General features: G+C 57.3%; 25 protein-coding genes. 15 read left to right on the top strand and 10 right to left on the bottom strand.

What is annotated here, in order from left to right; all coding sequences use genetic code 11:
- The first annotated feature begins 2 nt into the window (after positions 1 to 2).
- From B3759_RS15470 to B3759_RS15450, 5 genes are all read left to right on the top strand, one after another.
- A complete protein-coding gene (locus tag B3759_RS15470) occupies positions 3 to 1,208 on the top strand; it encodes an ATP-binding protein (protein WP_010666568.1) in 1,206 nt (401 codons plus the stop codon).
- 15 nt (positions 1,209 to 1,223) lie between these two features.
- Positions 1,224 to 4,478, top strand: a complete 3,255-nt coding sequence (carB, locus tag B3759_RS15465) for a carbamoyl-phosphate synthase large subunit (protein ID WP_291367310.1) — start codon at positions 1,224 to 1,226, stop codon at positions 4,476 to 4,478.
- 190 nt (positions 4,479 to 4,668) lie between these two features.
- Positions 4,669 to 5,142, top strand: a complete 474-nt coding sequence (gene greA / locus B3759_RS15460; protein ID WP_010666570.1) for a transcription elongation factor GreA — start codon at positions 4,669 to 4,671, stop codon at positions 5,140 to 5,142.
- A gap of 14 nt (positions 5,143 to 5,156) precedes the next feature.
- Positions 5,157 to 6,353 (top strand): threonine ammonia-lyase, encoded by a 1,197-nt coding sequence (locus tag B3759_RS15455; RefSeq protein ID WP_010666571.1) that lies wholly within the window; start codon positions 5,157 to 5,159, stop codon positions 6,351 to 6,353.
- 30 nt (positions 6,354 to 6,383) lie between these two features.
- Entirely contained in the window at positions 6,384 to 6,890 is a 507-nt protein-coding gene (locus B3759_RS15450) for a hypothetical protein (RefSeq protein ID WP_291367307.1), read from the top strand.
- Between the two features lie 54 nt (positions 6,891 to 6,944).
- Here the strand turns inward: B3759_RS15450 and rsfS are convergent, their stop codons facing one another.
- From rsfS to B3759_RS15410, 8 genes are all read right to left on the bottom strand, one after another.
- Complete coding sequence (gene rsfS, locus B3759_RS15445) at positions 6,945 to 7,391, bottom strand: ribosome silencing factor (RefSeq protein WP_099347789.1); 447 nt, start codon at positions 7,389 to 7,391, stop codon at positions 6,945 to 6,947.
- A 122-nt stretch (positions 7,392 to 7,513) separates the two neighbouring features.
- Entirely contained in the window at positions 7,514 to 8,221 is a 708-nt protein-coding gene (locus tag B3759_RS15440) for a nicotinate-nucleotide adenylyltransferase (RefSeq protein ID WP_291367304.1), read from the bottom strand.
- On the bottom strand, positions 8,187 to 9,458 hold the full coding sequence (locus tag B3759_RS15435) for a glutamate-5-semialdehyde dehydrogenase (RefSeq protein WP_291367302.1): 1,272 nt from the start codon (positions 9,456 to 9,458) through the stop codon (positions 8,187 to 8,189). Before B3759_RS15435 ends, B3759_RS15440 begins: the two co-directional genes overlap by 35 nt.
- A gap of 39 nt (positions 9,459 to 9,497) precedes the next feature.
- Entirely contained in the window at positions 9,498 to 10,592 is a 1,095-nt protein-coding gene (gene ychF, locus B3759_RS15430; protein ID WP_291367300.1) for a redox-regulated ATPase YchF, read from the bottom strand.
- Entirely contained in the window at positions 10,592 to 11,218 is a 627-nt protein-coding gene (gene pth, locus B3759_RS15425) for an aminoacyl-tRNA hydrolase (RefSeq protein ID WP_291367439.1), read from the bottom strand. The genes ychF and pth overlap by 1 nt, the downstream gene beginning before the upstream one ends.
- 62 nt (positions 11,219 to 11,280) lie before the next feature.
- Positions 11,281 to 11,919, bottom strand: coding sequence for a 50S ribosomal protein L25/general stress protein Ctc (locus B3759_RS15420; RefSeq protein WP_291367298.1), 639 nt, complete (start codon positions 11,917 to 11,919; stop codon positions 11,281 to 11,283).
- Positions 11,920 to 12,065: 146 nt separating this feature from the next.
- Positions 12,066 to 12,494, bottom strand: a complete 429-nt coding sequence (locus B3759_RS15415) for a YMGG-like glycine zipper-containing protein (RefSeq protein WP_291367296.1) — start codon at positions 12,492 to 12,494, stop codon at positions 12,066 to 12,068.
- Between the two features lie 101 nt (positions 12,495 to 12,595).
- A complete protein-coding gene (locus B3759_RS15410) occupies positions 12,596 to 12,886 on the bottom strand; it encodes a hypothetical protein (RefSeq protein WP_291367294.1) in 291 nt (96 codons plus the stop codon).
- 391 nt (positions 12,887 to 13,277) lie between these two features.
- On the opposite strand from B3759_RS15410, the gene B3759_RS15405 reads away from it, so the two are divergent.
- From B3759_RS15405 to B3759_RS15375, 8 genes are all read left to right on the top strand, one after another.
- The gene (locus B3759_RS15405) at positions 13,278 to 14,324 is read left to right on the top strand and encodes a rod shape-determining protein (protein WP_291367292.1); all 1,047 of its coding nucleotides are present in this window, start codon (positions 13,278 to 13,280) and stop codon (positions 14,322 to 14,324) included.
- A gap of 144 nt (positions 14,325 to 14,468) precedes the next feature.
- The gene (gene mreC, locus B3759_RS15400; protein WP_291367290.1) at positions 14,469 to 15,692 is read left to right on the top strand and encodes a rod shape-determining protein MreC; all 1,224 of its coding nucleotides are present in this window, start codon (positions 14,469 to 14,471) and stop codon (positions 15,690 to 15,692) included.
- 11 nt (positions 15,693 to 15,703) lie between these two features.
- On the top strand, positions 15,704 to 16,282 hold the full coding sequence (gene mreD, locus B3759_RS15395; RefSeq protein ID WP_291367288.1) for a rod shape-determining protein MreD: 579 nt from the start codon (positions 15,704 to 15,706) through the stop codon (positions 16,280 to 16,282).
- A gap of 64 nt (positions 16,283 to 16,346) precedes the next feature.
- A complete protein-coding gene (gene mrdA / locus B3759_RS15390) occupies positions 16,347 to 18,263 on the top strand; it encodes a penicillin-binding protein 2 (RefSeq protein WP_291367286.1) in 1,917 nt (638 codons plus the stop codon).
- Between the two features lie 63 nt (positions 18,264 to 18,326).
- A complete protein-coding gene (gene rodA, locus B3759_RS15385) occupies positions 18,327 to 19,493 on the top strand; it encodes a rod shape-determining protein RodA (RefSeq protein ID WP_291367437.1) in 1,167 nt (388 codons plus the stop codon).
- 212 nt (positions 19,494 to 19,705) lie between these two features.
- Positions 19,706 to 20,242, top strand: coding sequence for an acyltransferase family protein (locus B3759_RS16920; protein ID WP_408736502.1), 537 nt, complete (start codon positions 19,706 to 19,708; stop codon positions 20,240 to 20,242).
- Between the two features lie 40 nt (positions 20,243 to 20,282).
- A complete protein-coding gene (locus tag B3759_RS15380; RefSeq protein ID WP_291367284.1) occupies positions 20,283 to 20,702 on the top strand; it encodes a hypothetical protein in 420 nt (139 codons plus the stop codon).
- Between the two features lie 187 nt (positions 20,703 to 20,889).
- Positions 20,890 to 21,366 carry an RcnB family protein gene (locus B3759_RS15375; RefSeq protein ID WP_291367282.1) on the top strand — a complete coding sequence of 159 codons (477 nt, stop codon included), beginning with the start codon at positions 20,890 to 20,892 and terminating at the stop codon, positions 21,364 to 21,366.
- A gap of 70 nt (positions 21,367 to 21,436) precedes the next feature.
- Here the strand turns inward: B3759_RS15375 and B3759_RS15370 are convergent, their stop codons facing one another.
- Both B3759_RS15370 and B3759_RS15365 read right to left on the bottom strand, forming a co-directional pair.
- Positions 21,437 to 22,375 carry a DnaJ C-terminal domain-containing protein gene (locus B3759_RS15370; RefSeq protein ID WP_291367280.1) on the bottom strand — a complete coding sequence of 313 codons (939 nt, stop codon included), beginning with the start codon at positions 22,373 to 22,375 and terminating at the stop codon, positions 21,437 to 21,439.
- On the bottom strand, positions 22,372 to 22,539 hold the full coding sequence (locus B3759_RS15365) for a hypothetical protein (RefSeq protein ID WP_010668762.1): 168 nt from the start codon (positions 22,537 to 22,539) through the stop codon (positions 22,372 to 22,374). Before B3759_RS15365 ends, B3759_RS15370 begins: the two co-directional genes overlap by 4 nt.
- Positions 22,540 to 22,859: 320 nt before the next feature.
- Here B3759_RS15365 and B3759_RS15360 point away from each other — a divergent pair, with 320 nt between their 5' ends.
- Together B3759_RS15360 and B3759_RS15355 are read left to right on the top strand one after the other, a co-directional pair.
- Positions 22,860 to 24,584, top strand: a complete 1,725-nt coding sequence (locus tag B3759_RS15360) for a Na+/H+ antiporter (protein WP_291367277.1) — start codon at positions 22,860 to 22,862, stop codon at positions 24,582 to 24,584.
- A 126-nt stretch (positions 24,585 to 24,710) separates the two neighbouring features.
- Complete coding sequence (locus B3759_RS15355; RefSeq protein WP_349679307.1) at positions 24,711 to 26,144, top strand: ATP-dependent nuclease; 1,434 nt, start codon at positions 24,711 to 24,713, stop codon at positions 26,142 to 26,144.
- Positions 26,145 to 26,335: the final 191 nt, after the last annotated feature.

Genomic DNA, 26,335 nt, shown 5'->3' with positions numbered 1-26,335 from the left:
GCATGGATCCTGTTCGTAACCCTTACGTCCCCGGAGCAGGCGCGTCTCCTCCCGAGCTTGCCGGGCGGGAAGACCTGTTCACACAGGCCGGAATCGTGTTGCAGCGTGCACTTGCCGGTAAGAGTGCGCGTAGCTTCATCGCGACCGGTCTGCGGGGCGTGGGCAAGACAGTTGTTCTGGCGCGCGTCGAACAGCTTGCGAAAAGCGCCGGGTATCTGACCTGCTTTGTCGAAGCAGAGGAAGAAAAACCGCTTGGCGTAACGCTGGCTCCTCACCTGCGCCGGATGATGCTGGAACTGGACCGTCTGGGAGCCGTCACGGAACAGGTCAAACGTGGCCTGCGCGTTCTGAAAAGTTTCGCCAGCGGTCTGCGTATCCAGTCAGTGCTTGGTTTCAGCATTACACTGGATGTGGAACCGGAACACGGAACGGCCGATACGGGCGATCTGACGATCGATCTGCCCGACATGCTCTCCGCCCTCGGTCAAGCGGCGCAGTCCCGCCATACTGGTGTGGCGCTGTTCATCGACGAGATCCAGAACCTGTCCGAGGCCGATCTGTCAGCACTCATCATGGCGATGCATCGCGTCATGCGTGAAGGCCTGCCGATCGTACTGGTCGGCGCGGGCCTGCCGCATCTGGTCTCGCTGATCGGACAGGCCAAATCCTATGCCGAGCGCCTGTTCGAGTTTCCGGTTCTTGGACCGCTGTCACCGACCGAATGTGCAGATGCGCTCCGTACGCCAGCGGCACGGGAAAACGTGGACTTCACACCGGAAGCCGTGGCGGAAGTCGTGCGCATTACCCGGGGCTATCCCTACTTTCTTCAGGAATGGGCTTACCATGCGTGGAACGTGGCGCATGGCGATCACATCCTCAAAGGCGATATTGATGTAGCGACAGAAGTATCGCTCACCTCGCTGGACGGGGGCTTCTTCCGGATGCGTTATGCGCGTCTGACACCCCGTGAACGGGAATACTGTCAGGCCATGGCGGAGTTGGGCGAAGGCTCGCACCGCTCCGGCGAAATCGCCGAACATATGGGCTCGCGCACACAGGCCGTGGCCCCTGTGCGTGCAACGCTGATCCGCAAGGGCATGGTCTACAGCCCGGCTCATGGCGAGACGGCGTTCACCGTTCCCCTGTTTGAAAACTATCTTCACCGTATTCGGACCATGGGCACCGACCCGGCCGACTCAGACGACTGACCAAAAGGACTGATCATGCCCAAACGGACAGATATCCGCTCTATCCTGATCATCGGCGCCGGTCCGATTGTTATCGGTCAGGCCTGTGAGTTCGACTATTCGGGAGCACAGGCGTGCAAGGCGCTGCGCGAGGAAGGCTATCGCGTCATCCTGCTGAACTCGAACCCGGCGACGATCATGACCGATCCGGGTCTGGCGGATGCGACCTATATCGAGCCGATCACGCCGGAATTCGTGGAACGGATCATCCTCAAGGAGAAGCCGGACGCGATCCTGCCGACCATGGGCGGCCAGACGGCGCTGAACGCGGCGATGGCGCTGGATGCTTCCGGCTTTCTCGTGAAGCACAATGTGGAACTGATCGGCGCGAAGGCGGATGTGATCGACCGCGCCGAAGACCGTCAGAAGTTCCGCGAGGCGATGGACGCCATCGGCATCGAAAGCCCGAAGAGCTTCATTGCACATACGCTGGATGAAGCCCGTGAGGCGCTGAAGAATGTCGGGCTTCCGGCCATCATCCGTCCGTCCTTCACCATGGGCGGCGCGGGCGGCGGTATCGCCTACAACAAGGAAGAGTTCGACCAGATCGTCACCGGCGGCCTCGATGCCTCGCCCACGACGGAAGTGCTGGTTGAAGAGTCCGTGCTCGGCTGGAAAGAGTTCGAGATGGAAGTGGTCCGCGACAAGGCGGATAATTGCATCATCGTGTGTTCCATCGAGAACATCGACCCGATGGGTGTGCATACCGGTGACTCGATCACCGTCGCTCCGGCCCTGACGCTGACCGACAAGGAATATCAGCGGATGCGCGACGCCTCGATCGCCTGTCTGCGGGCGATCGGTGTCGAGATGGGTGGTTCGAACGTGCAGTTCGGTGTGAACCCGAAGGATGGCCGTATGGTCGTCATCGAGATGAACCCGCGCGTGTCGCGCTCTTCCGCACTGGCATCCAAGGCGACGGGCTTCCCGATTGCCAAGATCGCGGCGAAGCTGGCTGTGGGCTACACGCTGGACGAGCTGACCAACGACATCACGGGTTCGACCCCGGCCTCCTTCGAGCCGACCATCGACTATGTCGTCGTGAAGATCCCCCGTTTCACGTTCGAGAAATTCCCCGGCACCCCTGCCCTGCTCTCCACCTCCATGAAGTCGGTTGGCGAGGCGATGGCCATCGGTCGTTCCTTCCCGGAAGCACTCCAGAAGGGCCTGCGTTCCATGGAGACCGGCCTTGTCGGTCTCGACCCGGTCGAAGCTCCCGGCGACGGTGGCGTGGATGCGTTCCGCGCCGAACTGTCTCAGCCGCGTCCGGAGCGTATCCTGATGGCGGCGCAGGCGCTCCGTGCAGGCTTCTCGGTGGATGAGATTGCAGCGGCCTGCAAGTTCGAGCCGTGGTTCCTGCGTGAGCTTGAAAAGATCGTTCAGGCGGAAAAGGAAGTCCTCGACAAGGGGCTGCCGGAAGACGCTCACGGTCTGCGTCGTCTGAAGGCCATGGGCTTCTCGGACGTGCAGCTTGCCCGTCTGTCCGGCACGCAGGCCAAGGAAGTAGCCGCCCTGCGTGAGAAAGCTGGCGTGAAGCCTGTCTACAAGCGGATCGACACCTGCGCGGGCGAGTTCGCTTCCGCCACGCCGTATATGTATTCGACCTACGAGAACCGCTTCGGCCAGCCGGTCTGCGAGTCCGACCCGACCTCACGCAAGAAAGTGGTGATCCTCGGCGGTGGTCCGAACCGCATCGGTCAGGGCATCGAGTTCGATTATTGCTGCGTCCATGCCGCCTACGCTCTGCGTGAAGCCGGTCTTGAGACGATCATGGTCAACTGCAACCCTGAGACGGTTTCCACCGACTATGACACCTCTGACCGTCTGTATTTCGAGCCGCTGACGGGCGAGGATGTTGTGGCCCTGATCCGTCGTGAGCAGGAGACGGGCGAGGTTCTTGGCTGCATCGTGCAGTATGGCGGTCAGACGCCACTGAAGCTGTCACGCGCTCTGGAAGAAGCCGGTATCCCGCTGCTCGGCACGCCTGCCGATGCGATTGACCGTGCCGAAGACCGTGAGCGCTTTCAGGCGCTTCTCCGCAAGCTCGGTCTGCGTCAGCCTGCCAACGGCATCGCGCGGTCCCCTGCCGAAGCCGAGGATATCGCCGAGCAGATCGGTTATCCGGTCGTTGTGCGTCCGTCCTACGTTCTTGGTGGTCGGGCGATGGAGATCGTGCATGACCGCGCCAGCCTCCAGCGCTACATGAAAGTGGCGTTGCAGCTTGCCGGTGCGGAAGTGGCGAATGGTCCGGTTCTGATCGACCACTATCTGAACGACGCCATTGAAGCCGACGTGGACTGCATTGCCGACGGCAAAGAGGTTTATGTTGCAGGGGTCATGGAGCACATTGAGGAAGCCGGTATCCATTCCGGTGATAGCGCCTGCGCTCTGCCACCCTACACGCTCTCCCCGGCCATCGTGACCGAACTGAAAGCGCAGACCGAGGCGATGGCGCGTGAACTGGGCATCGTCGGTCTGATGAACGTGCAGTATGCGATCAAGGGGCAGGACATTTTCGTTCTGGAAGTGAACCCGCGTGCATCGCGCACCGTGCCCTTCGTGGCGAAGGCGACTGGCGTTCCGGTGGCGAAGATCGGTGCCCGCGTAATGGCGGGTGCAAAGCTGTCCGAATTCACGCTGGATGACCGGGCCGTGGTGCCTCATGTCGCCGTGAAGGAAGCCGTCTTCCCGTTCCATCGCTTCCAGGACGTGGACACGATCCTTGGCCCGGAAATGCGCTCCACCGGTGAAGTCATGGGTCTCGACACATCGTTCGAGCGGGCCTTCGCCAAGTCGCAGCTTGCGGCAGGCGTGAAGCTGCCGATGTCCGGGGCGATATTCCTGTCGGTGCGTGACGGCGACAAGGCGCACCTGCCGCGTCTGGGGCGGATGCTGGCCGACATGGGCTTCACCATTCTGGCGACACGCGGCACGGCGAAGTGTCTGAGTGATGCAGGGATTGAAGTGAAGATCGTCAACAAGGTGCTGGAAGGTCGTCCACATTGCGTGGACGCCATCCGCTCCGGCGAAGTCCAGATGGTCATCAACACGGTGCAGGGCGGTCAGTCCGTGAAAGACAGCTATGACATTCGTCGCTCTGCCCTGACGATGGGCGTGCCGAACTTCACCACAATGGCCGGAGCCCGCGCTGCAATCCATGCGATTGCAGCGATGCGCGAGGGTCCGCTTGAAGTTGCGCCGCTTCAGTCCTACTTTAATGGATCGTTCTAAGGAGGAGTGGGACGTTCTGATTGCACGTCCCTCGCCTGCTTCCGGTATGTTTACCGCTCTGAAACGATCTGATGTAAGGCTCACGTCTTTCAGAAGATCGTGAGGGAATATCCCTCTTCACCCTGGGCTGGACTGGCGTTCATGCTGGTCTGGTCTTCTTTTTGTGTTCCGCTTTCCGAGGATTGGCACCTTGCAGAAAACCCCGATGACCGCGTCCGGCCTGCAGCGACTTGAGGACGAACTCCGTCATCTCAAGTCTGAGGAACGTCCCGCCGTTATTCGTGCAATCGCTGAAGCACGTGAGCATGGTGATCTCTCGGAAAACGCGGAATACCATGCCGCCCGCGAGCGCCAGTCCTTCATTGAAGGGCGCGTGCTGGAGCTTGAGGAAATCGTCTCTACAGCCGAGGTGATCGATCCATCCAAGCTGTCCGGCGATCAGGTCAAGTTCGGCGCTCGCGTCACCCTGATTGACGAGGAAACCGAGAAGGAAGTGCGCTACCAGATCGTCGGTGTGTATGAGGCCGACATCAAGCAGGGCCTTCTCTCCATCTCCTCCCCGCTGGCAAAGTCCCTCATCGGCAAATCGCTGGGCGATACGGTTTCCGTGCCTGCGCCGGGCGGTGACCGGAGCTACGAAATCACCTCCGTCGTTTACGCCTGAAGAAAGCTGCCCGCGTGATCACGTTCGAAGACATCACGGCCGCCGCCCGGCGGATCGAAGGGCGTGTGCTGCGCACGCCGACCCTGCCGTCCCACTCGCTGTCCAAGTCGGTTGGCGCAGAGATCACGCTGAAGCTTGAAAATCTTCAGGCCGTCGGATCGTTCAAGGAACGTGGTGCTGCGAACAAACTGGCGCTGCTGACACCGGAAGAACGCGCTCGTGGCGTGATCGCTGTCTCGGCAGGCAATCACGCACAGGGCGTGGCGCGTCACGCGAGCCTGCTGGGTATTGACGCCGTGATCGTCATGCCGCGCTTCACGCCTGCGTCCAAGGTGACACGGACCGAAGGCTGGGGTGCACGGGTCGTGCTTGAGGGTAACAACTTTGCCGAGGCTTCCCTGTTCGCCAAGGATCTACAGGAGCGCGAAGGCCGAGTTTTCATTCATCCCTATGACGATGACGCCGTCATGGCCGGTCAGGGCACCTGCGCGCTGGAACTTCTGGAAGATGCAGGACCGCTGGATGCGCTTGTTGTGCCGATTGGCGGCGGCGGTCTCCTGTCTGGCATGGCCGTTGCGGCCAAGGCCATGCGTCCCGAGATCGAACTGATCGGCGTGCAAGTGGAAAGCTATTCCTCCCTGTCCGCTTTTCCCGGAGCCGAGGTGACGCCCTGCGGCGGCGCGACCATCGCCGAAGGTATTGCGGTCATGAAGATTGGTCGCCGGACGCATGAGGTGATCCAGCAGCTTGTCTCGAAGGTTGTGGTCGTGTCCGAGCGTGACGTGGAAAACGCGATCACCCTCATGGCTGAGGGAGCCAAGCAGGTCACCGAGGGTGCGGGAGCAACAGGGCTGGCGGCTGTGATGAGCCACCCTGCCCTTTTCGCGGGCAAGCGTCTTGCGCTCCCTGTGAGCGGCGGCAATATCGACACACGTATTCTCGCCAATACGCTGCTGCGCGCCATGCTGCGTGACGGACGTCTGCTGCGTCTGATCATGGAAATACCGGATCGTCCCGGTGTGCTGGCGGATATTTCAAAAACGATCGGCGAAGCCGGCGGCAACATCATCGAAGTGTCGCATCAGCGTCTGTTCGCTGCGCCCTCGGTGCAGGCGGCAGAACTTGAGGTGATGATCGAGGCGCGAGATCCTCAGCATGCCGAGCAGATCACTGAGGCACTGAGAGAGCATTACGTCGTGCGGCGGGTGTGACGCACCATCGCATCTGGAGGAAAGCTGAAAATGAAGTGTATAGAAATCTTCACTTCCTCCAATCTCGAAGAAAAATTAAAAAAACAATATCGATATGGGGTGTATGTTCTTCAGTCTCTTACCGATCCTGATGTTATTCGATACGGTTCTGCCGGAAGTCGACTGGGTCAGTCCGGTTCTTTAAAAAGTCGTCTTTCCAAACATCTTAATAAAAAATCCGTCCGCGATCCAGACTCACAAAAAGCATCAGAGCGCTACGGTCCTTATAAAGTCTTATGGATCTGCGCGACTATAGACACCTCTCCCAATTCACCGGGTTTATCTGCAGCCGCAGATCTGATGGAAAGAGTTATTCAGATATCGCTTACCAAATACACACGGGGCTCACTCCCATGCAACAAAAGCGTGAGCTGTCTACTTGTTGGGGAAAGCAATCTTGAGTTGATACTAGAAGATCTAAATGATCTTTCTAGGCAGTTAGATACTGTTGTCGATACAGTACAAATGCTGTTTTCGAATGATTTGTTAAAAACCTGATGCCAAATAAATATCGGAAGAAGAACTCACTTCTCCCGATATCCGAACCAGTCTTCAGAGAGACGTAATCTCTCCTCCATCGGCACCATCGAAGTCGGTACCCCACATCTGCTCCAAACCGTAAAGCGCACGCGCTTCCGCCTTGAAGAGGTGGATTACGATGTCGCCTGCGTCGATCAGCACCCAATCGGAACCGTTCGCGCCTTCAACAAGAATGCGCTTCAGGCCGACGTCTTTCAGCTTGCGCTCGATATGCTGGGCCATCGCGGCAATCTGACGATCCGCCACACCCGTCGCGATGACCATACGGTCCGCGAAGGACGCACGTCCGGTCAGATCGATGACGACAATGTCCTCACCCTTATCGTCGTCGATGCTTTCCGTGATGAGACCAAGATATTTCTCGAGTTCATCAGCCGGAGCGTGGGGACGCTTCTTGCCTTCTTTGACAGGCCCTGCTGCCGCAGCTTTCTTGCGCGGCGTACCCGGAGCCTTTGCCACAGCGGCAAGACTCGGATCGACCGCCTTGGGCGTTCTGGGTTTTGCCGGCGTTTTTGACGCGCCAGCTTTTGCTGCGACCGGGCGACGATCCGTCGTTTCCGTATCGGTTGGGGGCTTTCTGGCTATGACCGTGTCTCCTGCCGGGTGGCTGCCCGATCTGTCCGGAATAAGGATTCTGTGTGTCCCGCACGTCGCAGGGCTGTTGCCGATATACCGTTTTGCGGGCCAGGAAGAAAAGCCCAGACTGGGGGCGTTTTATCGGGAAGCTGTCGAATTTTCCCAACCGGCAGGCGGCAACGGCTCAGACGCCCGGCAATCTTGCCATGCAGGGCCGCTGCATTACTTCCCGGACGCGGCATGACAGCCAACGGAACCTGCCTGAGAAACGCCTGCCAGCGGTGCCAACGGGGCAGTTCCGCAAAGACATCCGTCCCCATCAGCCAGACAAAGCGCGCACGGGGAAAGCGACGTTTCAGCGCCCGAATGGTGTCGAAGGCGTAACGCGTGCCGAGTGAAGCTTCGATATCGGTGGGAATAAGTCGCCGGTCGGTTGCGAGTCGCTCGACCGACGCGAGACGTGCGGCAAGCGACGCCATACCCTTGCTGGGTTTGAGCGGATTGCCCGGCGAGACCATCAACCAGACCTGATCGAGGCCAAGCAGATGCAGGGCCCTGAGAGCAATCTGAACGTGCCCCTCATGCGCCGGATTGAACGATCCGCCGAGCAGACCGATCCGGGAGGCGCGACGGTCACCCCGGATCGGGATCGTATCGTGATGAGAGGCCACGACAGGCTTATGGACGTGTCTGGCCTGTGCCGAGGACTTCATAACGGAAGGTCGTAAGCTGCTCGAGTCCGACCGGTCCCCGCGCATGGATACGGCCGGTGGCGATGCCGATTTCCGCACCGAATCCAAACTCGCCGCCATCACAGAACTGGGTAGACGCGTTCCACATCACGACAGCGCTGTCCGTGCCGTTCAGGAAACGCGTAGCGACGGCTTCGTCTGACGTGATGATCGCCTCGGTGTGACCGCTGCCATAACGGGCGATATGGGCAAGCGCAGCTTCCACACCATCCACAACGGCGACCGACAGGACAGGGGCCAGCCACTCGGTCGCAAAGTCCTCATCGGCAGCGGGTTCAAGACCGGGGACGATGTGGCGAGCGCGTTCGTCGGCACGGAAATCGCAGCCAAGGTCCCGCAGATCGCTGACAATCTCAGGCAGGAGTTCAGGCGCGATGGCGTTGTCGATAAGCAGGGTCTCGGTCGCGCCACAGATACCCGGACGGCGCATCTTGGCGTTGGCGAGAACACGGCGCGCCATCTGCGGCTCGGCGGCGGCATGGATGTAGGTGTGGCAGAGGCCCTCGGCGTGAGCGAGAACGGGAATACGCGCCTCGTTCTGTACCCGCTCGACGAGGGACTTCCCGCCACGGGGAATGATGAGATCAATCAGGCCAGACGCGGCCAGCATGTCGGCAACGTGCTTGCGGTCAGCGCTGGGCGCGACCTGCACGGCGTCCACGGGCAGACCAGCAGCTTCGAGACCCGCGGCCATGGCCTTGTGAATGGCCTGCGCGGAATGGAAGCTCTCTGAACCACCACGCAGGATGACAGCGTTTCCGGACTTGATGCACAGGCCCGCAGCATCCGCACCGACATTCGGGCGGCTTTCATAAATCACGCCAAGGACACCGATGGGGGTGGCCACGCGACGGATTTTCAGCCCATTGGGACGGGTCCACTCGCTCAGAATGCGTCCGACAGGATCGGACAGGTCGGCCATATCTTCCAGCCCTTTGGCCATCCCCTCGACACGCTCGGCAGTCAGAGTGAGACGATCACGGAAAGCCTCGCTGCCGGTGTAGGCGGCAAGGTCTTTTGCGTTGGCTTCGAGAATGGCGCTGCTCTGCTCACGCAGGGCATTGGCAGCAGCCCAGAGGGCCTTGTCGCGAAGAGCTGTTGGAGACTGGGCCAGCGTCCGCGCTGCGATCCGTGCGGCCCGGGCCATGCCCGCGATCGCATTGGAGTCTGTCGCTTCCGCCTTCATGCTGGCGCTCATTTATGGTCCCCTACCCTCTTCTTCTATGGTGTTGATGTATCAGACGTTGAAACGGAACAGCAGCACGTCACCGTCCTGCACAATATAGTCACGGCCTTCGATGCGCATCTTGCCCGCTTCTTTCGCGCCTGCCTCACCGTTGTACTTCACATAGTCGTTATAAGCGACCGTTTCACAGGCGATGAAGCCACGCTCGAAGTCGTTATGAATGACAGCGGCGGCCTGAGGCGCCTTGGTGCCGGCCGTGATGGTCCAGGCGCGGGTCTCTTTCGGACCGACGGTGAAATAGGTCTTCAGGCCAAGCAGCTTGTAACCCGCTGCAATGACGCGATCGAGGCCGCTGTCCGACAGGCCGAGCCCTTCGAGGAACTCCTTCTGGTCTTCCTGCGGAAGCTGGCTGACTTCGGCTTCGATGGCGGCGGATACGATAACGCAGGCTGCGCCCTCAGCTTTCGCACGCTCTTCGACCGCTTTGGAGAACGCATTCCCTGTCGACGCGGAGCCTTCCTCGACGTTGCAGACATAGAGCACGGGCTTGGTCGTCATGAGCTGAAGGCGCTCGGCGATCAGTTCCTTGCCTTCCGGGATAGCCGTGCGGGCGGGTTTGCCTTCACGCAGCGCCGCGATCAGAGGCTCCATCACTTCGATCTGTGCCTGCGCGTCACGATCGTTCGACTTGGCCTTCTTCTGTAGCGGCACAATGCGCTTTTCGAGAGAGTCGAGATCGGCCAGCATCAGCTCGGTCTCAATGATCTCGGCGTCACGAACCGGATCAACGCCACCTTCGACATGGGTGATGTCGTCGTCTTCGAAGCAGCGCAGAACGTGAATAATGGCGTCCACTTCGCGAATGTTGGCGAGGAACTGGTTTCCCAGACCTTCACCGCGAGACGCACCACGCACGAGGCCAGCGATATCCACGAATTCAAGACTTGTCGGTAGAATCTTCTGTGACTTGCCGATACGCGCGAGCTCCGCGAGACGCGGGTCAGGCACAGCAACCCGACCGACATTTGGCTCAATGGTGCAGAACGGATAGTTAGCCGCCTGCGCCGAGGCCGTGGCCGTCAGGGCGTTGAACAGGGTTGATTTACCGACATTGGGCAGTCCGACGATGCCGCAGTTGAAGCCCATCAGTCTTTCACTCCTGTTTCTCCTGCCTTCGGGCCGGGAATTATTGGTTTGGGGCTGTTTGCCGTGAGAAGCGCAATACGTGTCATGCAGTCTTCGCGCTGTCCTGCGGCCAGCAAAGGGGCAGTATCGGCCACGGCATCGAGCAGATCTTCGAGCCAGGGCTGATCAGCCTTGGCGAAGTCTCCGAGAACCCAACCGTGGACACGTTCTTTCGAACCGGGATGACCGATACCAAGGCGCACGCGCCAGTAATCCTGTGTACCAAGCTGCCTGTCTGTCGAACGCAGGCCGTTATGACCGGCAGCGCCTCCACCCTTCTTGATACGCACCTTGCCGGGCGCAAGATCAAGCTCGTCATGGAAGACGGTGATGGCGTCAGGGGGAATTTTGTAGAACGTCGCGGCTTCGCGGATGCTGTCGCCGGATGCGTTCATGTAGGTCATCGGCTTGAGGAGGAGCACTTTACCTGTGCCGATCCGTCCTTCCGCGATCTCGCCGCGAAAGCGCTTGCGCCACGGTGAAAAACCGTGATGCCTCGCGATAGAGTCGACCGCCATGAAGCCGATATTGTGGCGGTTATGGCTCATGGAGGTCTCGGGGTTACCGAGCCCCGCCCAGAGCTGGATCGCCGGTTGCATGGCGGTCTGTCCCGAGGCCGGAAGCTATGCTCCCGACCCGACGGGCCTCCTTATTTCTTTTCTTCTGCGGAAGCTTCTGCCTCAGCGGAAGCTGCTTCTGCTTCGTCCTGCTCAACGTCCACGGTCGGAGCCGCAATCGTTGCCACAACGAAGTTCGGGATCTGCAGAACCGGCGTCACGCCTTCTGTGCCCTTCAGATCATCCCAACGCACGTTGTCGTTGATGTCCAGTTCGGACACATCGACCGTGAAGAACTCGGGGATGTTGGCCGGATCAGCCGTCACTTCGATCGTGTGACGGACAACGTTGAGCACGCCGCCGCGCTTGATGCCCGGAGAATTGTCTTCACCTTCGACCTGTACAACGATCTCGACATGGACCTTCTGGCCCGGTGCAAGACGCTGAAAGTCAACGTGGATGGGGGCATCAGAAACCGGGTGGAACTGAATGTCACGCATCAGGGCGCGCTCGCTCAGATCACCAGCCTTGATTTCATAAACGTGCGAACGCCAGCCCGGCTTGTGCAGCTCACGCATGATGACACGCGGATCAAGCGCAATGAGGGAGGCTTCGGCTTTTGCACCGTACACGACAGCCGGGACCAGCCCTGCACGTCGGGTTGCGCGCGCTGCCCCCTTACCTGCTTTCGCGCGCGTGGATGCTTCGAGAGGAATCAGTTTCGTCGCCACTGTGTTAACTCCTGAGTATGCGAACGGACGCCGGCCTCCAGGGGTGCCGACGTGAGGCGCGCTCTTTAGCGGAAAAGCTGTAACGACGCAACAGGAATGCCGGGACGATCAATGCGTCCCGGCTCTTCTTCATCCCGCTCTGTCTCTCAATACCCCTGCTGAGGAGCGTAACCGGCAGGATACCCGCTATAGGTGCGGGGATATGCTCCCTGCTGGGGGGCTGCCTGATAACCGCTCTGCTGATAGCGCTGCTGCTGAGGGTATTGTTGTTGAGGATATTGCTGCTGGGGATAAGTGGCCTGAGGCTGCTGGTATCCCTGCGTATAACCGCCACCGGGACGATTGGGCGTGGTCAGTGCGCCGGTCCCCGCTCCGAGCAGACCACCGGCAAGAGCACCAATGGCCGCGCCGCGACCGCCTCCGGCCAGAGCGCCGATAGCTGCGCCGGAGCCTCCCCCAATCAGCGCGCCATTTCCGGCTCTCTGGCCGGGGCTATAGGGGTCACCACAAGCGGAGAGAAAAAGAGGCAGAGCCAGCACCGCAATGCCGCACACTTTCTGTCTGTTCACCGTCATCGCCATCCATTCATTCTACAGGCCTGTAAGTTGCGGACGATAGAACCGCCGGCCTCATATTTTTTACTGACGCACACACCTGCCCTGAAAATCGGCAGGGATCAACGCCTGTTACCAGCCTTCGGAGGATTGGGGGTTGTCGCAGCACCTACTGCCGCCCCTGTTCCACCACCTGCCAGCGCCCCAATGAGCGCTCCACTGCCACCACCGGCCAGAGCGCCAATCGCCGCACCTCCTCCTGCGCCAATCAGGGCTCCGCTGCCAGCACGGGCACCGGAGTCATAGGGACTGCCGCAGCCGCCCAGAAGGGATACCGACATCAATCCGGCAGCGGCCAGAAGGCGCACACCCGTTCGACCGGATCCCGTTTTTTTAATCGCACTCTCTGTCATGGCTCTAGCCCCTGATCTTCATGGCACACCGCGTTAACAGCCTCCCCAGAGACTCGTCAGGTGCAGGACATGCAAAAACGACAAGACGCTTTCGGAAGTTCCACGACGACCTGACGGGAGGCAGGAAATCCGAAAATCCGGATTTCTGCTTCACCACACTCTGAAAGAGATTTGTGGCCAAATCAGGAACGCCGCGTCTCTCTCATAGTTTCTGCGTGTCAGCCCTTGCGGTGTCATCACAGCCTCGCTAAGCGTCCACCCGACCTGCATGCGCGACCGACACATGCTTCCCGCGTTCATCGCACTTGGAAAACTGGCGTCCTTCACGTCATGCGGGTTTTATATGCCGCACGACTTCAGTGCGCGCATGACTGCTGGCTAGGAGTTTTGGATGTTCGCTCGCCTGCTGGGTCTCATGTCGGCCGACATGGCAATCGACCTCGGCACTGCCAATACGCTGGTGTATGTCAAAGGCCGCGGGATCGCTCTGAATGAACCGTCCGTTGTAGCCATTGCCGACTCGCGTGGCAAGAAACAGGTTCTCGCCGTCGGTGAGGAAGCCAAACAGATGGTCGGGCGAACCCCCGGCAACATCATGGCGATCCGCCCGATGCGTGACGGCGTTATTGCGGACTTCGAAGTCGCGGAAGAGATGATCAAACACTTCATCCGCCGCGTGCACAATCGCAGCATTTTCGCCAGCCCGCAGGTTATCGTGTGCGTGCCCTCCGGCTCCACGGCTGTCGAGCGCCGCGCCATTCAGGAAAGCGCCGAGAGCGCTGGAGCCCGTCGCGTGTTCCTGATCGAGGAACCTATGGCTGCTGCCATCGGCGCAGGTCTTCCGGTGACCGAACCGTCCGGCAGCATGATCGTCGATATTGGCGGCGGCACTACGGAAGTGGCCGTTATCTCTCTTGGTGGAATCGTCTATGCCCGCTCGGTGCGCGTGGGCGGCGACAAGATGGATGAAGCCATCATCTCTTACATCCGCAGGATGCATAATCTTCTGATCGGCGAGAGTTCTGCTGAACGGATCAAGATGTCCATCGGTTCGGCCATGATGCCTGATGACCCGAACGACCCCGGCCCGCTCCAGAACGTCAAGGGACGCGACCTGATCACCGGCGCACCGCGTGAAGTCATCGTCTCTCAGGCGCAGATTGCGGACAGCTTGGCCGAGCCGATCACCCAGATCATCGAAGCGGTAAAGCTGACGCTGGAAAACACCCCACCGGAACTGGCTGCCGATATCGTGGATAAGGGCATTGTTCTGACGGGCGGTGGCGCCCTGCTCTATCGCCTTGATGAAGTGCTGCGGTTGGCCACAGGCCTGCCGGTTACGGTCGGAGAAGACCCGCTATCCTGCGTTGCACTTGGGACAGGCCGTGCGCTTGAGGAAATGAAGCGCCTGCGCAATGTCCTCACGACAATGTATTAACGAAAAATAACCATGCACTCTCTGCAGCTTTTTGCCATTATATCAGCAGAGAGCTGAATGATTATGGCTCGAAGAGCGTAGATTGGGGATACAGCCCCCAAAATATGGGGGTTCCTTGGCGAGCGGCTGCGAGGAAAAATCAGGATGGATTTCCGGGAAGGCGCTGCCTGGCAGGACAGCCTCCCCTGCTTTGCCGTTCTGCCGGTCAACGCTGCCGGAAAGACCTGCGGCATGATTCCTGTCTCGATCCAGATTCGTCAGGCGCTGGACCGGCTCTGGCTGCCGGCCATGCTTCTGCTGTCCATCGCAATCATGCTGCTGGGATGGGCCAATCAGCGTGTCACGGTAGCAGCGCGCATGGCGACAGCCGATGTTCTCTCTCCTCTCTGGTCGCTCGTGGCGCTGCCCGGTCATGAAATTTCGGAAGCCGTTTCCGAACTGCATAGCATCGGGCACCTCGCACACGAAAACGCCCAACTCCGCTCCGAGAACGAAAACCTGCGCGGATGGTATGATGTCGCCGTTTCCCTGACGCAGGAAAACGCCACGCTCAAAGAGAACCTCCACTGGATGCCCGATCCACTGCCGTCCTTCGTGACGGGACGTGTGGTCGGTGATGTCGGAGGACTCTACTCCCATGCCGTTCTCATCAATGCCGGACCCGCCAATGGTGTCCGGGTCGGCGACGTAGCGCTGGCCGCTGACGGCTTTGCCGGACGGGTCACAGAAACCGGCGAACATTCCGCCCGTATCCTTCTGATCAATGATGTCGCCAGTCGCATCCCTGTCCTGCTGGAATCAAGCCATGGAACCGCCATCATGGCGGGTGACAATTCATCGACTCCAAGATTGATCTTTTACGCTCAGGACAATCATCCGGTTGAGGGAGAACGTGTCGTCACATCCGGACAGGCTGACCTTCTCCCGACAGGCATTCCAGTCGGCACCGTTCATTACATCCATGCCGGAACGCCGGTGGTGATTCCTTATGCCCGCCTGAATCATCTAAGCATTTTGCGGGTCTTCAATTTCGAAACCGGGACAATTGAGTCACCGGATGCGCCGGGTCGTGTGCCTGTGACATCCAGTCGCAGTGTCCGCAGCGACGGCAAGAAAGACAATCCGCTCGACGGCATGACCCTAGGCGGTGTGGTCGAGACCGCGACCGGTCATCCCCCTGCGGGCTATCAGCCACAACGGCAGGATACTCAGGGCAGCGAGAAACCGGAGTCCAACCGCACGAACGAGGAGCATCCGCAGAACCAGAATGAGGATGACAACACGCAGGGCGATCATCAGCCGTTACAGAAATCCGGCTCCATCATGCCTCACTCGTCTTTCAGTTTTCCTCCGGCAGGACGCGGATGAGAGAGCACGTCATGTCATCCGATCCTCACTCTCACCCGCAGTCTCACTGGCACCCTGATGTCCGGTCCGCACCTGCCCTTGCGCAGCGTCTTGACCGGCTGGCCATGCGCCTTCTGCCGGGCGGCCTCACAGCCCTTGCCGCAGTTTTGCTGGCTGCTCCAACCGGTATCCCCGGCGCGATAGCGCTGATCCCGGGGCTTGCGATGGCCTCGGTGTTTTTCTGGTCCGTGTGGCGACCGGCTTCGATGTCCGTGCCGGTGGTGTTCTGTCTGGGACTTCTGCTCGATCTGATCGGGTTCGCGCCGCTTGGAGTTACCGCCTTCGTATTTCTGCTGCTGCATGGAACCGCCGTACACATGCGCTTCGGTCTGATGCGCCTGAATTTCGTTACGCTATGGCTTGCTTTCACACTGCTGGAAAGCTGCGTATGCTGGCTGTTGTGGTTTCTGGTTTCCGCACTATCTTTCAAAATCATGCCGACAGCGCCGGTCATCTTCGAATGTATGCTCACTGCGGGCATTTATCCCCCCTTCGCCGCCCTCGGAAACTGGGCGCATCGAAGATTTTCCAACCCGGAGCCGCAGCTGTGATGGCATCTGACATCACAACCTGTGTGCCTGTTGGCGGACCATCTGTCGTCGGGGCATCCGTCTGATGAGATTCCGTGGACGGAAAAAAAGGGAAAAGCTGAACAGGCTATTGCCTGTCCGTGACCAGAAAGATCCCGGCAAGGGTGTCTTCACCCGACGTGCTCTTCTGATCATGGCGGTGCAAACGGCAGCGCTTGGCGAACTGGGACGTCGTCTGTACGACCTTCAGGTCAATAATGGCGACCATTTCGCCAAGCTGGCCGACAAAAACCGGACCAGCAAACGTCTGCTGGCCCCGCCGCGCGGACTGATTTCTGATCGTTTCGGCACCATCCTCGCCGCCAACAAAACCAACTGGCGCGCCCTGCTTCTTTCGGAAGAAACCACGGACGTCGAAGGCAGCGTTGAGCGGTTTTCCCAGCTTGTGCCGCTCGACGAACATGATCGTTCCCGCATCGCCCGCGAGATCCGGCACAAACGCAAATTTATCCCTGTCGTCCTGAGAGAATTTCTCTCCTGGGATGACATGGCTCGCATTGAAATCAACTCCCCCTCGCTGCCGGGTGTGTTAATTGATGTCGGGACCACGCGCTCCTATCCTTTCGGTGAGCTTCTGGCCCACACGATCGGCTATGTGGCTCCTCCCAATGAGCAGGATGTGGCCAAATCCGCGCTGTTCGCCCTGCCGGGCATGCGCATCGGCCGCGCTGGCGTCGAGCAGAGTCAGGACGCGATGCTGCGGGGACAGGCCGGTTCCGTGGAGATGGAGGTCAATTCCGTCGGGCGCGTTATGAAGGAACTCGATCGTCAGGATGGTACGCCCGGCGATGAACTGGCGCTGACCCTCGACGTGGGATTGCAGCAGACCATCCAGAACCGGATCGGTGATCTGGCTGCCTCTTCTGTCGTCATGGACTGTCGCAATGGTGAAGTGCTGGCGATGTGCAGCACGCCTTCCTTCGACCCTTCCCTGTTCGACAGTGGCGTCAGTCGCGCCCAATGGATTGAATGGACCAGCGATCAGCGCACACCGCTGATCGACAAGACCGTCTCGGGTGTCTATCCGCCGGGTTCAACCTTCAAGCCAGCCGTGGCGATGGCCGCCCTGAATGCAGGTGTGATTTCTCCTTCAGACCGGTTTTTCTGCCCCGGCCATTTCGATCTGGGTGGGGCGCGTTTCCACTGCTGGGCGAAGCATGGACACGGCTCGGTCGACCTGCACCTCGCGCTGAAATACTCCTGTGACGTCTATTTCTATGAAGTCGCCATGAAAGTCGGCATGGACAGGCTGGCGGCTTCAGCTCACGAACTGGGGCTCGGCACGGAACTGGGCATCGAACTCCCTCACCAGCGTCTGGGTCTTATCCCGACACCCGAATGGCGTCAGAAGCACAAACATCACTGGAACGGCGGCGATACGGTCGTCAGTGGCATCGGTCAGGGCTTTGTGCAGGTCACGCCCCTCCAGTTAGCGACCTATACGTCTCGCATCGCCACAGGTCGCAAGGTCGAGCCGCATCTGGTCCGGGCGATCAACGGGGATATCGGCGCTCAGGTCGATCCACAGCACTGGCCGGAACTGGGCATGGACGATCGCTATCTGCGAGCCGTCCGGGAGGGGATGTTCGCCGTCGTGAACGAGAGCCACGGCACGGCGCCCAAGGCGCGTCTGGCCATCCCGGGCGTCGAAATGGCTGGCAAAACCGGTTCCGCACAGGTGCGGCGTGTCTCAAGAGCCCTCCGTGAGAGTGGTCACTTCAACTCCGCCACACTCCCGTGGGAATTCCGCCCGCATGCGCTGTTCATCTGCTTTGCACCCTACGACTCTCCGCGCTATGCGGTTTCGGTCGTGATAGAACACGGCAACGCCGGTGCCGATGTGGCCGCGCCACTAGCCCGGGACATCATGACCGATACCCTGCTGCGTGATCCGGTCAATCACAAGAGCGCGCCGGGGCAGACTGTTGCGGATGCAGAGTAGTCTGAGCGGTTTCTGAACTGGTCCCCATCTGATTTCGAGGAGGGCATCACCGTGGATTCACGGATGCCGATGAGGCGTTTTCGCAAGCGGCTGCTACGAGCCGAACCGAATTTCCGCACGCTGTCAAAACTCTGGCAGGTCAGCTGGCTGTACATTCTTCTCATCTGCACACTGGCGGGCGTCGGCTATATTGCGCTCTATTCAGCAGGAGGTGGCTCCGCCCGTCCCTTCGCCGGACCACAGGCCGCCCGTTTTGGCTTCGGCCTGATCCTGACGCTGACCGTCGCCATGCTACCCCCCAAATTTCTCGTCCGGTTGGCATGGCCACTCTATCTTTTCTCGCTGGCCCTGCTGGTTGTCGTTCTTCAGATGGGTCATGTCGGCAAGGGTGCGGAGCGCTGGGTCATGATCGGCGGCACGCAGGTTCAGCCGTCCGAATACGCCAAGGTCGCCCTCGTCCTGATGCTGGCGACATGGTTCTCCCGCATTCCCTACAGCAAGATGGGCAACCCGCTGCGTCTGATCATCCCGGCGCTTATGGTGCTGGTCCCGGTAGGTCTGGTGCTCAAGGAACCCAACCTCGGCACGGCGGTGATCATCGGTGGCATTGGAGCGTCCCTGTTCTTCGCCGCCGGGATGCGTCTCTGGCAGATCGTCCTTCTCCTGCTGCCGGTGCCCTTCCTTCTGAAACTCGCCTACTCCCATCTGCATGATTATCAGAGGGCGCGTATCACCACCTTCCTTCACCCGGAAAGCGACCCTCTCGGGGCTGGCTACAACATTATCCAGTCAAAGATCGCTCTTGGATCGGGGGGCATGTGGGGGCAGGGCTATCTGCATGGCACACAGGGACAGCTGAACTTTCTTCCTGAAAAGCAGACGGACTTCATTTTCACGACCATCGCCGAAGAATGGGGTTATGCAGGCGGAGCGCTGGTCATCGGCCTGCTTCTTCTCCTCATTCTCGGCGGCATGGTGATGGCCATCCGCAGCCGCAATCGCTTCGGGCGACTGCTGGCTCTGGGCATTTCAGTGAATTTCTTCCTGTATTGTCTGGTCAATCTCTCCATGGTGATGGGGGCCATCCCCGTCGGTGGCGTGCCCCTGCCGCTGGTGTCCTACGGCGGTTCCGCCCTGATCAACGTGATGCTTGGGTTCGGACTGCTCATGTCCGTGTGGGTTCACCGCAATTCCCGATTTGGCGAAGAGGGCGACGAGGAAAGTGCGTAGATATGTGTGCCATATAGCTTAATCATCAAACATCATAAAAGTCTTTATATAATAGACACTTACGGAAATTACACAAGATTCATTACAATATAGAATAACACACTTCTGAATTATGAATTGCGATCGAATTTTTTGTTTCAGAAAATTACACTCTTTCTCAAAATAAAATTACGTGTATTTATCCAAAATATTCTTAATTTTGGCTTAATGAAATGTTAAAACGCGACCTGAAGGTAGATACGGCACGAGGAATTGCGTGCATATTACTAGTCTCCTATCATACGATTGGTTACTCTCCTCTTACGGGGCTCAGGCTTGCGGCAGATTCTCCGATCGCAATCGTCAATTCATGGCTTGCTTATCTTCGCATGCCACTGTTCACCATTCTTTCTGGTATAGTTTATGCTTGGAGGCCAGTTCTTCCTGGTCACACTATTGCCTTTTTGAAAGGTAAAGTTCTCCGTTTGATATTGCCTCTTATTTGTGTCGGCTACCTATTTGCTGTCGTTCAAATGATAACTCCTGGTGCAAATTATAAAGTTAGCCTAGAACAGTTTCCATTTCTAATGTTCTGGCCATACGAGCATTTCTGGTTTCTTCAGTCTCTCTTCATTATATTTATAGTAATATCTTTCATAGATAAAAATAATTCATTAAAAACAAACAAAGGATTCATTTCAATTTTTTTCCTTTCCTCTATTCTTTTTGTATATAGAGATAATTTTACAACATTTTTTTTCATTCAATAGAGCACTTTACCTATTTCCTTTTTTTCTTTGCGGTGTGGGCATGAGTCGTTTTTGTAAGAACTTACAAAAATCATTTGATATATTTTATCTTTTATCTTTTCCATTGATTGGAATATTCCTTACTCTTTCTATATTTGGAAAAACAGTGGATATAGAGAAATTTTACCCTTTACTCCTAGGAATATTACTTTGCACCATAATTATATCCTCTGTAAAAGATAGTTCTTTTCTTGAAAAAATTGGTGTATTTTCTTATTCAATCTACCTTTTTCATGTCTTTGGCACCTCTGCGGTTCGCATTGCCATGCTCCGTTTTGGTATTCATTCTCTCGCTATACTTTTCCCCGCCTGTCTTGCAGGAGGGCTTCTTCTCCCCATCGCCGTCCATCAGATGGTCAAATCAGTACCTTATTTAAGTCGCCTTATGATCGGTGCCCGCTGCAGGCCACGCAATGTATGATCTGTTGTTTCAAAAAGGACGTCTGACCACAACATCTCGCGATGTGGCTCGTTTTATCGGCAGTTGGTCACGTTGCTTCCGATAAAATTGTCCTCATAGTCGGGCTTCACCTTGAATCAACGCCATGTTAGCGCCATCGTTTTCGTGTCAGGTTGACCTTCAACACAACTCAGGAAACGAGTTCTACATGCGAATAAAACCGATCGCATTCATCATGGCGTCCGTTCTGAGCGTCGCGCCTGTCTGCGCGATGGCACAGCCCATGCCCGGAGGAAGTCATCAGGGTGGTGAGTTCCGTGGCGGCGGCGGTGGACGAGGCGGCCCGGACCACGGCGGCCCCGGAGGACGCGACTCTCGTGGCGGCGGTGGCGGATACGGTCGCCGTGGAGCACCGCCGCCACCCATGAACAACTGGCGTCCTGGTGCCCGCTACTGGGGTGGTGATCCGTGGATCAATAACTGGCAGTCCTATCGTGGGCTTTACGCGCCTCCGTATGGATATCGCTGGATCCAGTCGGGCAATCAATTCCTTCTGACCGCCATCGCCACCGGCATCATCTCGGCCGTGGTTGTCAACGGTGTGGTCAGCGGCATGGGACCGGGTGGCATGGCAACCGGCGGTGGTATGGCTCCGGGCGCTATGATGGGCGGCCCCGGATACTGAGCCTCTGATATCAGAACACCCTCTGCCAGACTGACAGAGGGTGTTCTGATTCAAACCAATACTGACACTTTTACCCGGCGGAAGAGGCGGCTTCTTCTTCAGCATCCTGCCCTTTGAGAAACGCCTTCAGCTTCTCGTCAGCCTTGCCAATATGCACTTCCAGCCGGACATACAGATTACCGGCCTCGTGCTTCCCGTGCTCCTTCACGCCCCGTCCCTTCAGACGCAGGACTGTGCCTGTGTCGGAGTCAGCAGGAACATTCATGCGCACCGCACCGGATGGCGTCGGAACAGTGATAGGTCCACCGAGAATGGCAGTCTTCAGATCGACTGGAAGGGTCTCCCGGAGGTCACGCCCTTCCCGTGTATACTGGGCATCCGGTGTCACCGTGACAGTGATGAGAGCGTCCCCGGCAGGACCGCCCTGAATCCCCTCGCCGCCTTTTCCACGCAGCCTAAGAACCTGACCACTCTCAATGCCCGGCGGAATGCGGACATCCAGTGTGGAGCCTCCCGGCAATGAAACACGCGATGTCGTTCCCAGCACGGAATCGATAAAGGACACCGTCAGATTATAGGACCTGTCCTGTCCCGGCTGCGGACCGGAGGGACGACGGTTGAAACCGCCACCACCGCGTCCACCGCCAAACATGCCACCGAACAGATCACTCAGATCCTCGGTCGAGAAACCACCAGCTCCGCCACCCTGACGGAAGCCGCCCATGCCTTCCCCGAAGTCACGGTAGCCGCCATGCGCTCCGTAACCCGGAGGCGCACGTTCCTGTCCGGTCGCATCGATCTCACCGCGGTCATAGCGCGCCCGCTGGGCTTCATCTGACAACAGGTCATTCGCCTGACTGGCAGCCTTGAATTTCTCCTCGGCTTCCTTGTCGCCCGGATTGAAGTCCGGGTGATATTTCTTGGCCAGCTTGCGATAGGCCTTGCGAATCTCGTCCTGACTCGCGGTTCGCGCGACACCCAGTACCTGATATGGATCGCCTGCGCTCACTCATCTTCTCCTTCAGGCGTGGTCACACCAAAACTCTCCGTATCCAGCAGATCAAGCAGAACGGCGATCGTTACATCCGTCGAAAAGCCATTCTTCGCGGCTTCAGCTACCAGCGCGTTAAGACGCGGCTTGAGAAACTGTGCCTCGGGGCCTTCAGTCGCCATTATCCTGCTCCACCAGATCCGGAACGGTCGTAACCCGCACCATAATATCGCAGACCCGGTTCCGGACCGCCTTGTGACGCACCCGCACGGATCTCTGTTATGGCGCAGTCCCGTCGCGTCTCCCCATGGACAACGCGCCGACAGACTGCACCCTCTCTTTATAAAATAATGGGAACGCAAACCGGCCGGGTCAATGGGAAGCAACACAAGTCTTTCACATCGCTCACCTCTCACCTGTTTTTTTCATTTGCCGCCCCCTCCCCCGTCAGCAATACCTCTCCCCGAAAGAGGCGGCTTCCCCCCTCTAAACGAGAGTTCTGATGGACGTCGCCCTTACCGTTCTGGCCCTGCTTGTCATGACTGCTCTGTCTGGACTGCTGGGCCGACTGCTCCCCGTCCGTATTCCCCTGCCGCTTTTGCAGATCGCAGCGGGAAGCGCCGTCAGTTTCCTCGGCTTCTCCGTTCCGCTCTCCTCGGAACTGTTCCTGCTTCTGCTGATGCCGCCGCTGCTGTTCATCGACGCCTATCGCATCCCCATGCGGGAATTCGGCGAGTTGCGGACCATCATCTTCTCTCTTGCTGTCGGATTGGTGATTTTCAGCACCGTCGCGGGAGGATACGCCGTGCACTGGATCATGCCCGCGATCCTGCCTGCTGCCGGTATGGCGCTGGCGGCGGCGCTCTCGCCAACAGACGCTGTGTCCGTCAACAGCTTCCTCGCCACGGCGAAGGCCCCGGCCCGTCTGACGCAGGTGCTCAACGGCGAAGCCCTGCTGAACGATGCTTCCGGCCTTGTCTGCTTCAAGTTCGCAGTCGCCGCCGCCACGACTGGTCTGTTTTCCCTGAAAGCGGCCTCCAGCAACTTCGTCTATGTCTCGTTTGGCGGTGTGCTGATCGGCGCAGGGCTGGGCTGGCTGTTCGCCCGGATCGAACTGATGGCACTCAGGCGCGGTTACGATGATTCATCGAACCATATCCTGATCTCACTACTCATCCCCTACATCATCTATCTGATTGCCGACTCTGTTGAATGTTCCGGCATTCTTGCCTCCGTCGCAGCGGGTATCTCCATCCGTCTGACCGGCGTGATGTCGGAAACGCAAATCGAGACACGTCTACGGGCGGCGACCTTGTGGGATCAGCTCTGTTCGACCCTGAATGGGCTGGTGTTCATTATGCTGGGACAGCAGTTGCCCGGACAGGTCGAGCAGGCCGCGCACATCGTGCGCTCCGCCGGACTGACTCCATGGATGCTGCCTTTGGCCATTGTCGGCATCCAGTGCGCCATGAGTCTACTGCGCGCGGTCTGGATGGTCGCCAACGGGCTGGTCTTTTATGGCGTCGGGAAACTGATCCACCGTCCGCAGGCCCTGCCGTCTTGGCGCAATGTGCTGGTCATGACGCTGGCGGGCGCACGCGGGGCCGTGACACTGGCCGCCATCATTTCCCTGCCGTCAGAAAGCGATATGCCGGAGCGAACCGTGATGGTCGTGCTGGCGACCGGCGTCATCATCACCTCGCTGCTGCTGACCACCTTCGGTCTGCCCCGCGCCCTGAAACTGTTGCCCCGCAATGACGGTGAAACCCCGGCGCAACGCGAGCTTCTGGAAACCCGCATCACCCTGATCCGCTCCAGCATCGCCGAGCTTCAGGCTGAACAGGCTCACCTGCCGCCGGACGCCAACTGCACTAACGACACGGTCAGCCTGCTGATGACCGAGTTCAACGAACGGCTGCGCCGTCTGGACCCGACGCTCGACGATGGGGAAGGCAAACGCAGCGGCAGTGTGCAGAGAAAGCGCGACGAACTGATGCTGCGGTTGCGCATCGTGCGCCTGCAACGGCGCGTGCTGCATTCCCTGCTGACGGACCGCAATATCAACGACCTGACGGAAAGAGCAATCAGGCGTCAGCTGGATGTGCGGGAGCAGGAGTTTCTGATGGAGTTGAACGATCTGCCACAGTTGCCGGAGCCGCCGCCTGCGGAAACTTTGGTTACGTCGGTGCCAGTAAAAGAAAAAAGTGGTGGGTTACAAACAAAATAATTTGAACTTGCAAATAGTATACCACATATCAGACCTCTAACCAACCTTGACGAAATAGAAAAGGCGAGCAATCATTAAAGACTGAATTTAGTATCTTAGGGTAAATAAAATGGATATTAGAAAGAAATTATTGGAAAAATACAAAGAAAAAATAGATATAAAAATTTTGGACCAGTTATAACATCTGTAAAAATAAATGGATTTAGAGGTGTTAATACAGAAATAAATTTTGATTATCCTATAACAGCTCTTTCCGGATTTAATGGATCTGGGAAAAGCACCGTGGGGCAACTTATGCTTTGTGCATATCGTAAAATGCCTACATCAAAAAACTCTAAGCGATTTTATGTAAAAGACTTCTTTCCTGTTTCTAACCTAGATCCAGAACCATTTACCCCCACCGCAAAAATTGAATTTTTTTACGAAACAGACAAACCCTCAACCAAACAAGAACTGACAGTTACTCGCTCTAAGAAGGAATGGTCTGGATACAAAAGACAACCCGAGAGGAACGTCGAATATCTTGGATTCACAGTGTACATACCAAAAATAGAACAAAGAGATCTCAGTATATATCTTGCATCTAGTCTTTCTGTATCTGACGAAGATAGGGTTGATGTAGAAAATGGTGCAATGTATGCTAGCCGTATCCTCGGCTCCAATTACGAAGATATATATTTTCAAGGGGTAAAGGCCAGATCACGAAGTGCAGAACTGGGTGTGGCAAGTCGTTTTGGCGCAAAGTATTCCGAAAATAATATGGGATTTGGTGAGGGAAGAGTTGTTTATACAATTAGACTCTTAGAAAGTTGTCCAGCACAAAGCTTAATAGTCTTGGAAGAACCAGAAACCTCACTTCACGAAAGCGCGCAGTATGAATTTATAAAATATTTAATGGATGTGGTAAATAGACGTGGCCACCAGATTATTTTTTCTACACACTCAAGTATTATGATGGACGCCTTACCACCAGAAGGACGAAAACTACTTATTAGAGGGAAAGACGGAGTTGATGTATTTGATAGTGTAACATCAACCAGAGTAAAAACAGCCCTTTCATGCGGGGAAAGAGGGCATGCTATTATTTGTGTTGAGGACGAATTCGCTCAGTCGTTTCTTCGAGAAATACTAAGACGGTACGACATTAATTTATTGGAATCAGTGGAAATAATTCCATTTGGTGATGCCAAGGCTGTATTGTCAGCTCACAAAGTTCTTACTAAAGCAGGGCAAAAATCAATCGCAGTTAGGGATGCTGACCAAGGAGAAGATCTAGCTCAACACCTTTTGGCACTCCCAGGAAGCCTCCCACCAGAAAAAGAAGTGTTCTGCTCAAAAGCATCCAAGGATAAACTTAACGAATTATATGGGTTTAGTGCTGATACATTTTTGTCATCACATCCAGATATAGACCACCACGAATATTTTCCAAAAATAGCTGGGAAGCTTTCTTGCTCACGTGAGGTTTTAGAGACCGACTGTATTCGAGCTTTTTTAGACAGCGTAGGAAGTACTTGGAGTCAAAAGTTATGTGAAAACATAAAAAAGGCTATAGTATGACATCAAAAATACATTAACAGTATACGATTAAGTTTTTGAATTTACGATACTTTGAATGTCTGGAAATCTCGGGACATAACCAAAGAACCAGACATTCCATTTTCCAGCCTCAAGCAGTTAAATCAAAACATCTCCTTCAAAAAGCCGGAAACAAACCTGTTCCCGGCTTCCAAACTCACCTCACTACAAAA

The organism is Acetobacter sp. UBA5411 (assembly GCF_002409645.1).
Taxonomy (GTDB): Bacteria; Pseudomonadota; Alphaproteobacteria; order Acetobacterales; family Acetobacteraceae; genus Acetobacter.
The sequence above is the reverse complement of the archived record's forward strand: the minus strand, read 5'-3'. Positions and strand labels throughout refer to the sequence as shown.

Coding starts and splice junctions, on each gene's coding strand:
- B3759_RS15415 (WP_291367296.1), bottom strand. CDS start 12,494: ATGACGGTGAACAGACAGAAAGTGTGCGGCATTGCGGTGCTGGCTCTG.
- B3759_RS16920 (WP_408736502.1), top strand. CDS start 19,706: ATGTTAAAACGCGACCTGAAGGTAGATACGGCACGAGGAATTGCGTGC.
- rodA (WP_291367437.1), top strand. CDS start 18,327: ATGCCGATGAGGCGTTTTCGCAAGCGGCTGCTACGAGCCGAACCGAAT.
- ychF (WP_291367300.1), bottom strand. CDS start 10,592: ATGGGCTTCAACTGCGGCATCGTCGGACTGCCCAATGTCGGTAAATCA.
- B3759_RS15470 (WP_010666568.1), top strand. CDS start 3: ATGGATCCTGTTCGTAACCCTTACGTCCCCGGAGCAGGCGCGTCTCCT.
- B3759_RS15440 (WP_291367304.1), bottom strand. CDS start 8,221: ATGAAGTCCTCGGCACAGGCCAGACACGTCCATAAGCCTGTCGTGGCC.
- B3759_RS15380 (WP_291367284.1), top strand. CDS start 20,283: ATGAGTCGTTTTTGTAAGAACTTACAAAAATCATTTGATATATTTTAT.
- mrdA (WP_291367286.1), top strand. CDS start 16,347: ATGAGATTCCGTGGACGGAAAAAAAGGGAAAAGCTGAACAGGCTATTG.
- B3759_RS15405 (WP_291367292.1), top strand. CDS start 13,278: ATGTTCGCTCGCCTGCTGGGTCTCATGTCGGCCGACATGGCAATCGAC.
- B3759_RS15410 (WP_291367294.1), bottom strand. CDS start 12,886: ATGACAGAGAGTGCGATTAAAAAAACGGGATCCGGTCGAACGGGTGTG.
- carB (WP_291367310.1), top strand. CDS start 1,224: ATGCCCAAACGGACAGATATCCGCTCTATCCTGATCATCGGCGCCGGT.
- B3759_RS15375 (WP_291367282.1), top strand. CDS start 20,890: ATGCGAATAAAACCGATCGCATTCATCATGGCGTCCGTTCTGAGCGTC.
- B3759_RS15435 (WP_291367302.1), bottom strand. CDS start 9,458: ATGAGCGCCAGCATGAAGGCGGAAGCGACAGACTCCAATGCGATCGCG.
- B3759_RS15450 (WP_291367307.1), top strand. CDS start 6,384: ATGAAGTGTATAGAAATCTTCACTTCCTCCAATCTCGAAGAAAAATTA.
- B3759_RS15360 (WP_291367277.1), top strand. CDS start 22,860: ATGGACGTCGCCCTTACCGTTCTGGCCCTGCTTGTCATGACTGCTCTG.
- mreD (WP_291367288.1), top strand. CDS start 15,704: ATGTCATCCGATCCTCACTCTCACCCGCAGTCTCACTGGCACCCTGAT.
- B3759_RS15365 (WP_010668762.1), bottom strand. CDS start 22,539: ATGGCGACTGAAGGCCCCGAGGCACAGTTTCTCAAGCCGCGTCTTAAC.
- mreC (WP_291367290.1), top strand. CDS start 14,469: ATGGATTTCCGGGAAGGCGCTGCCTGGCAGGACAGCCTCCCCTGCTTT.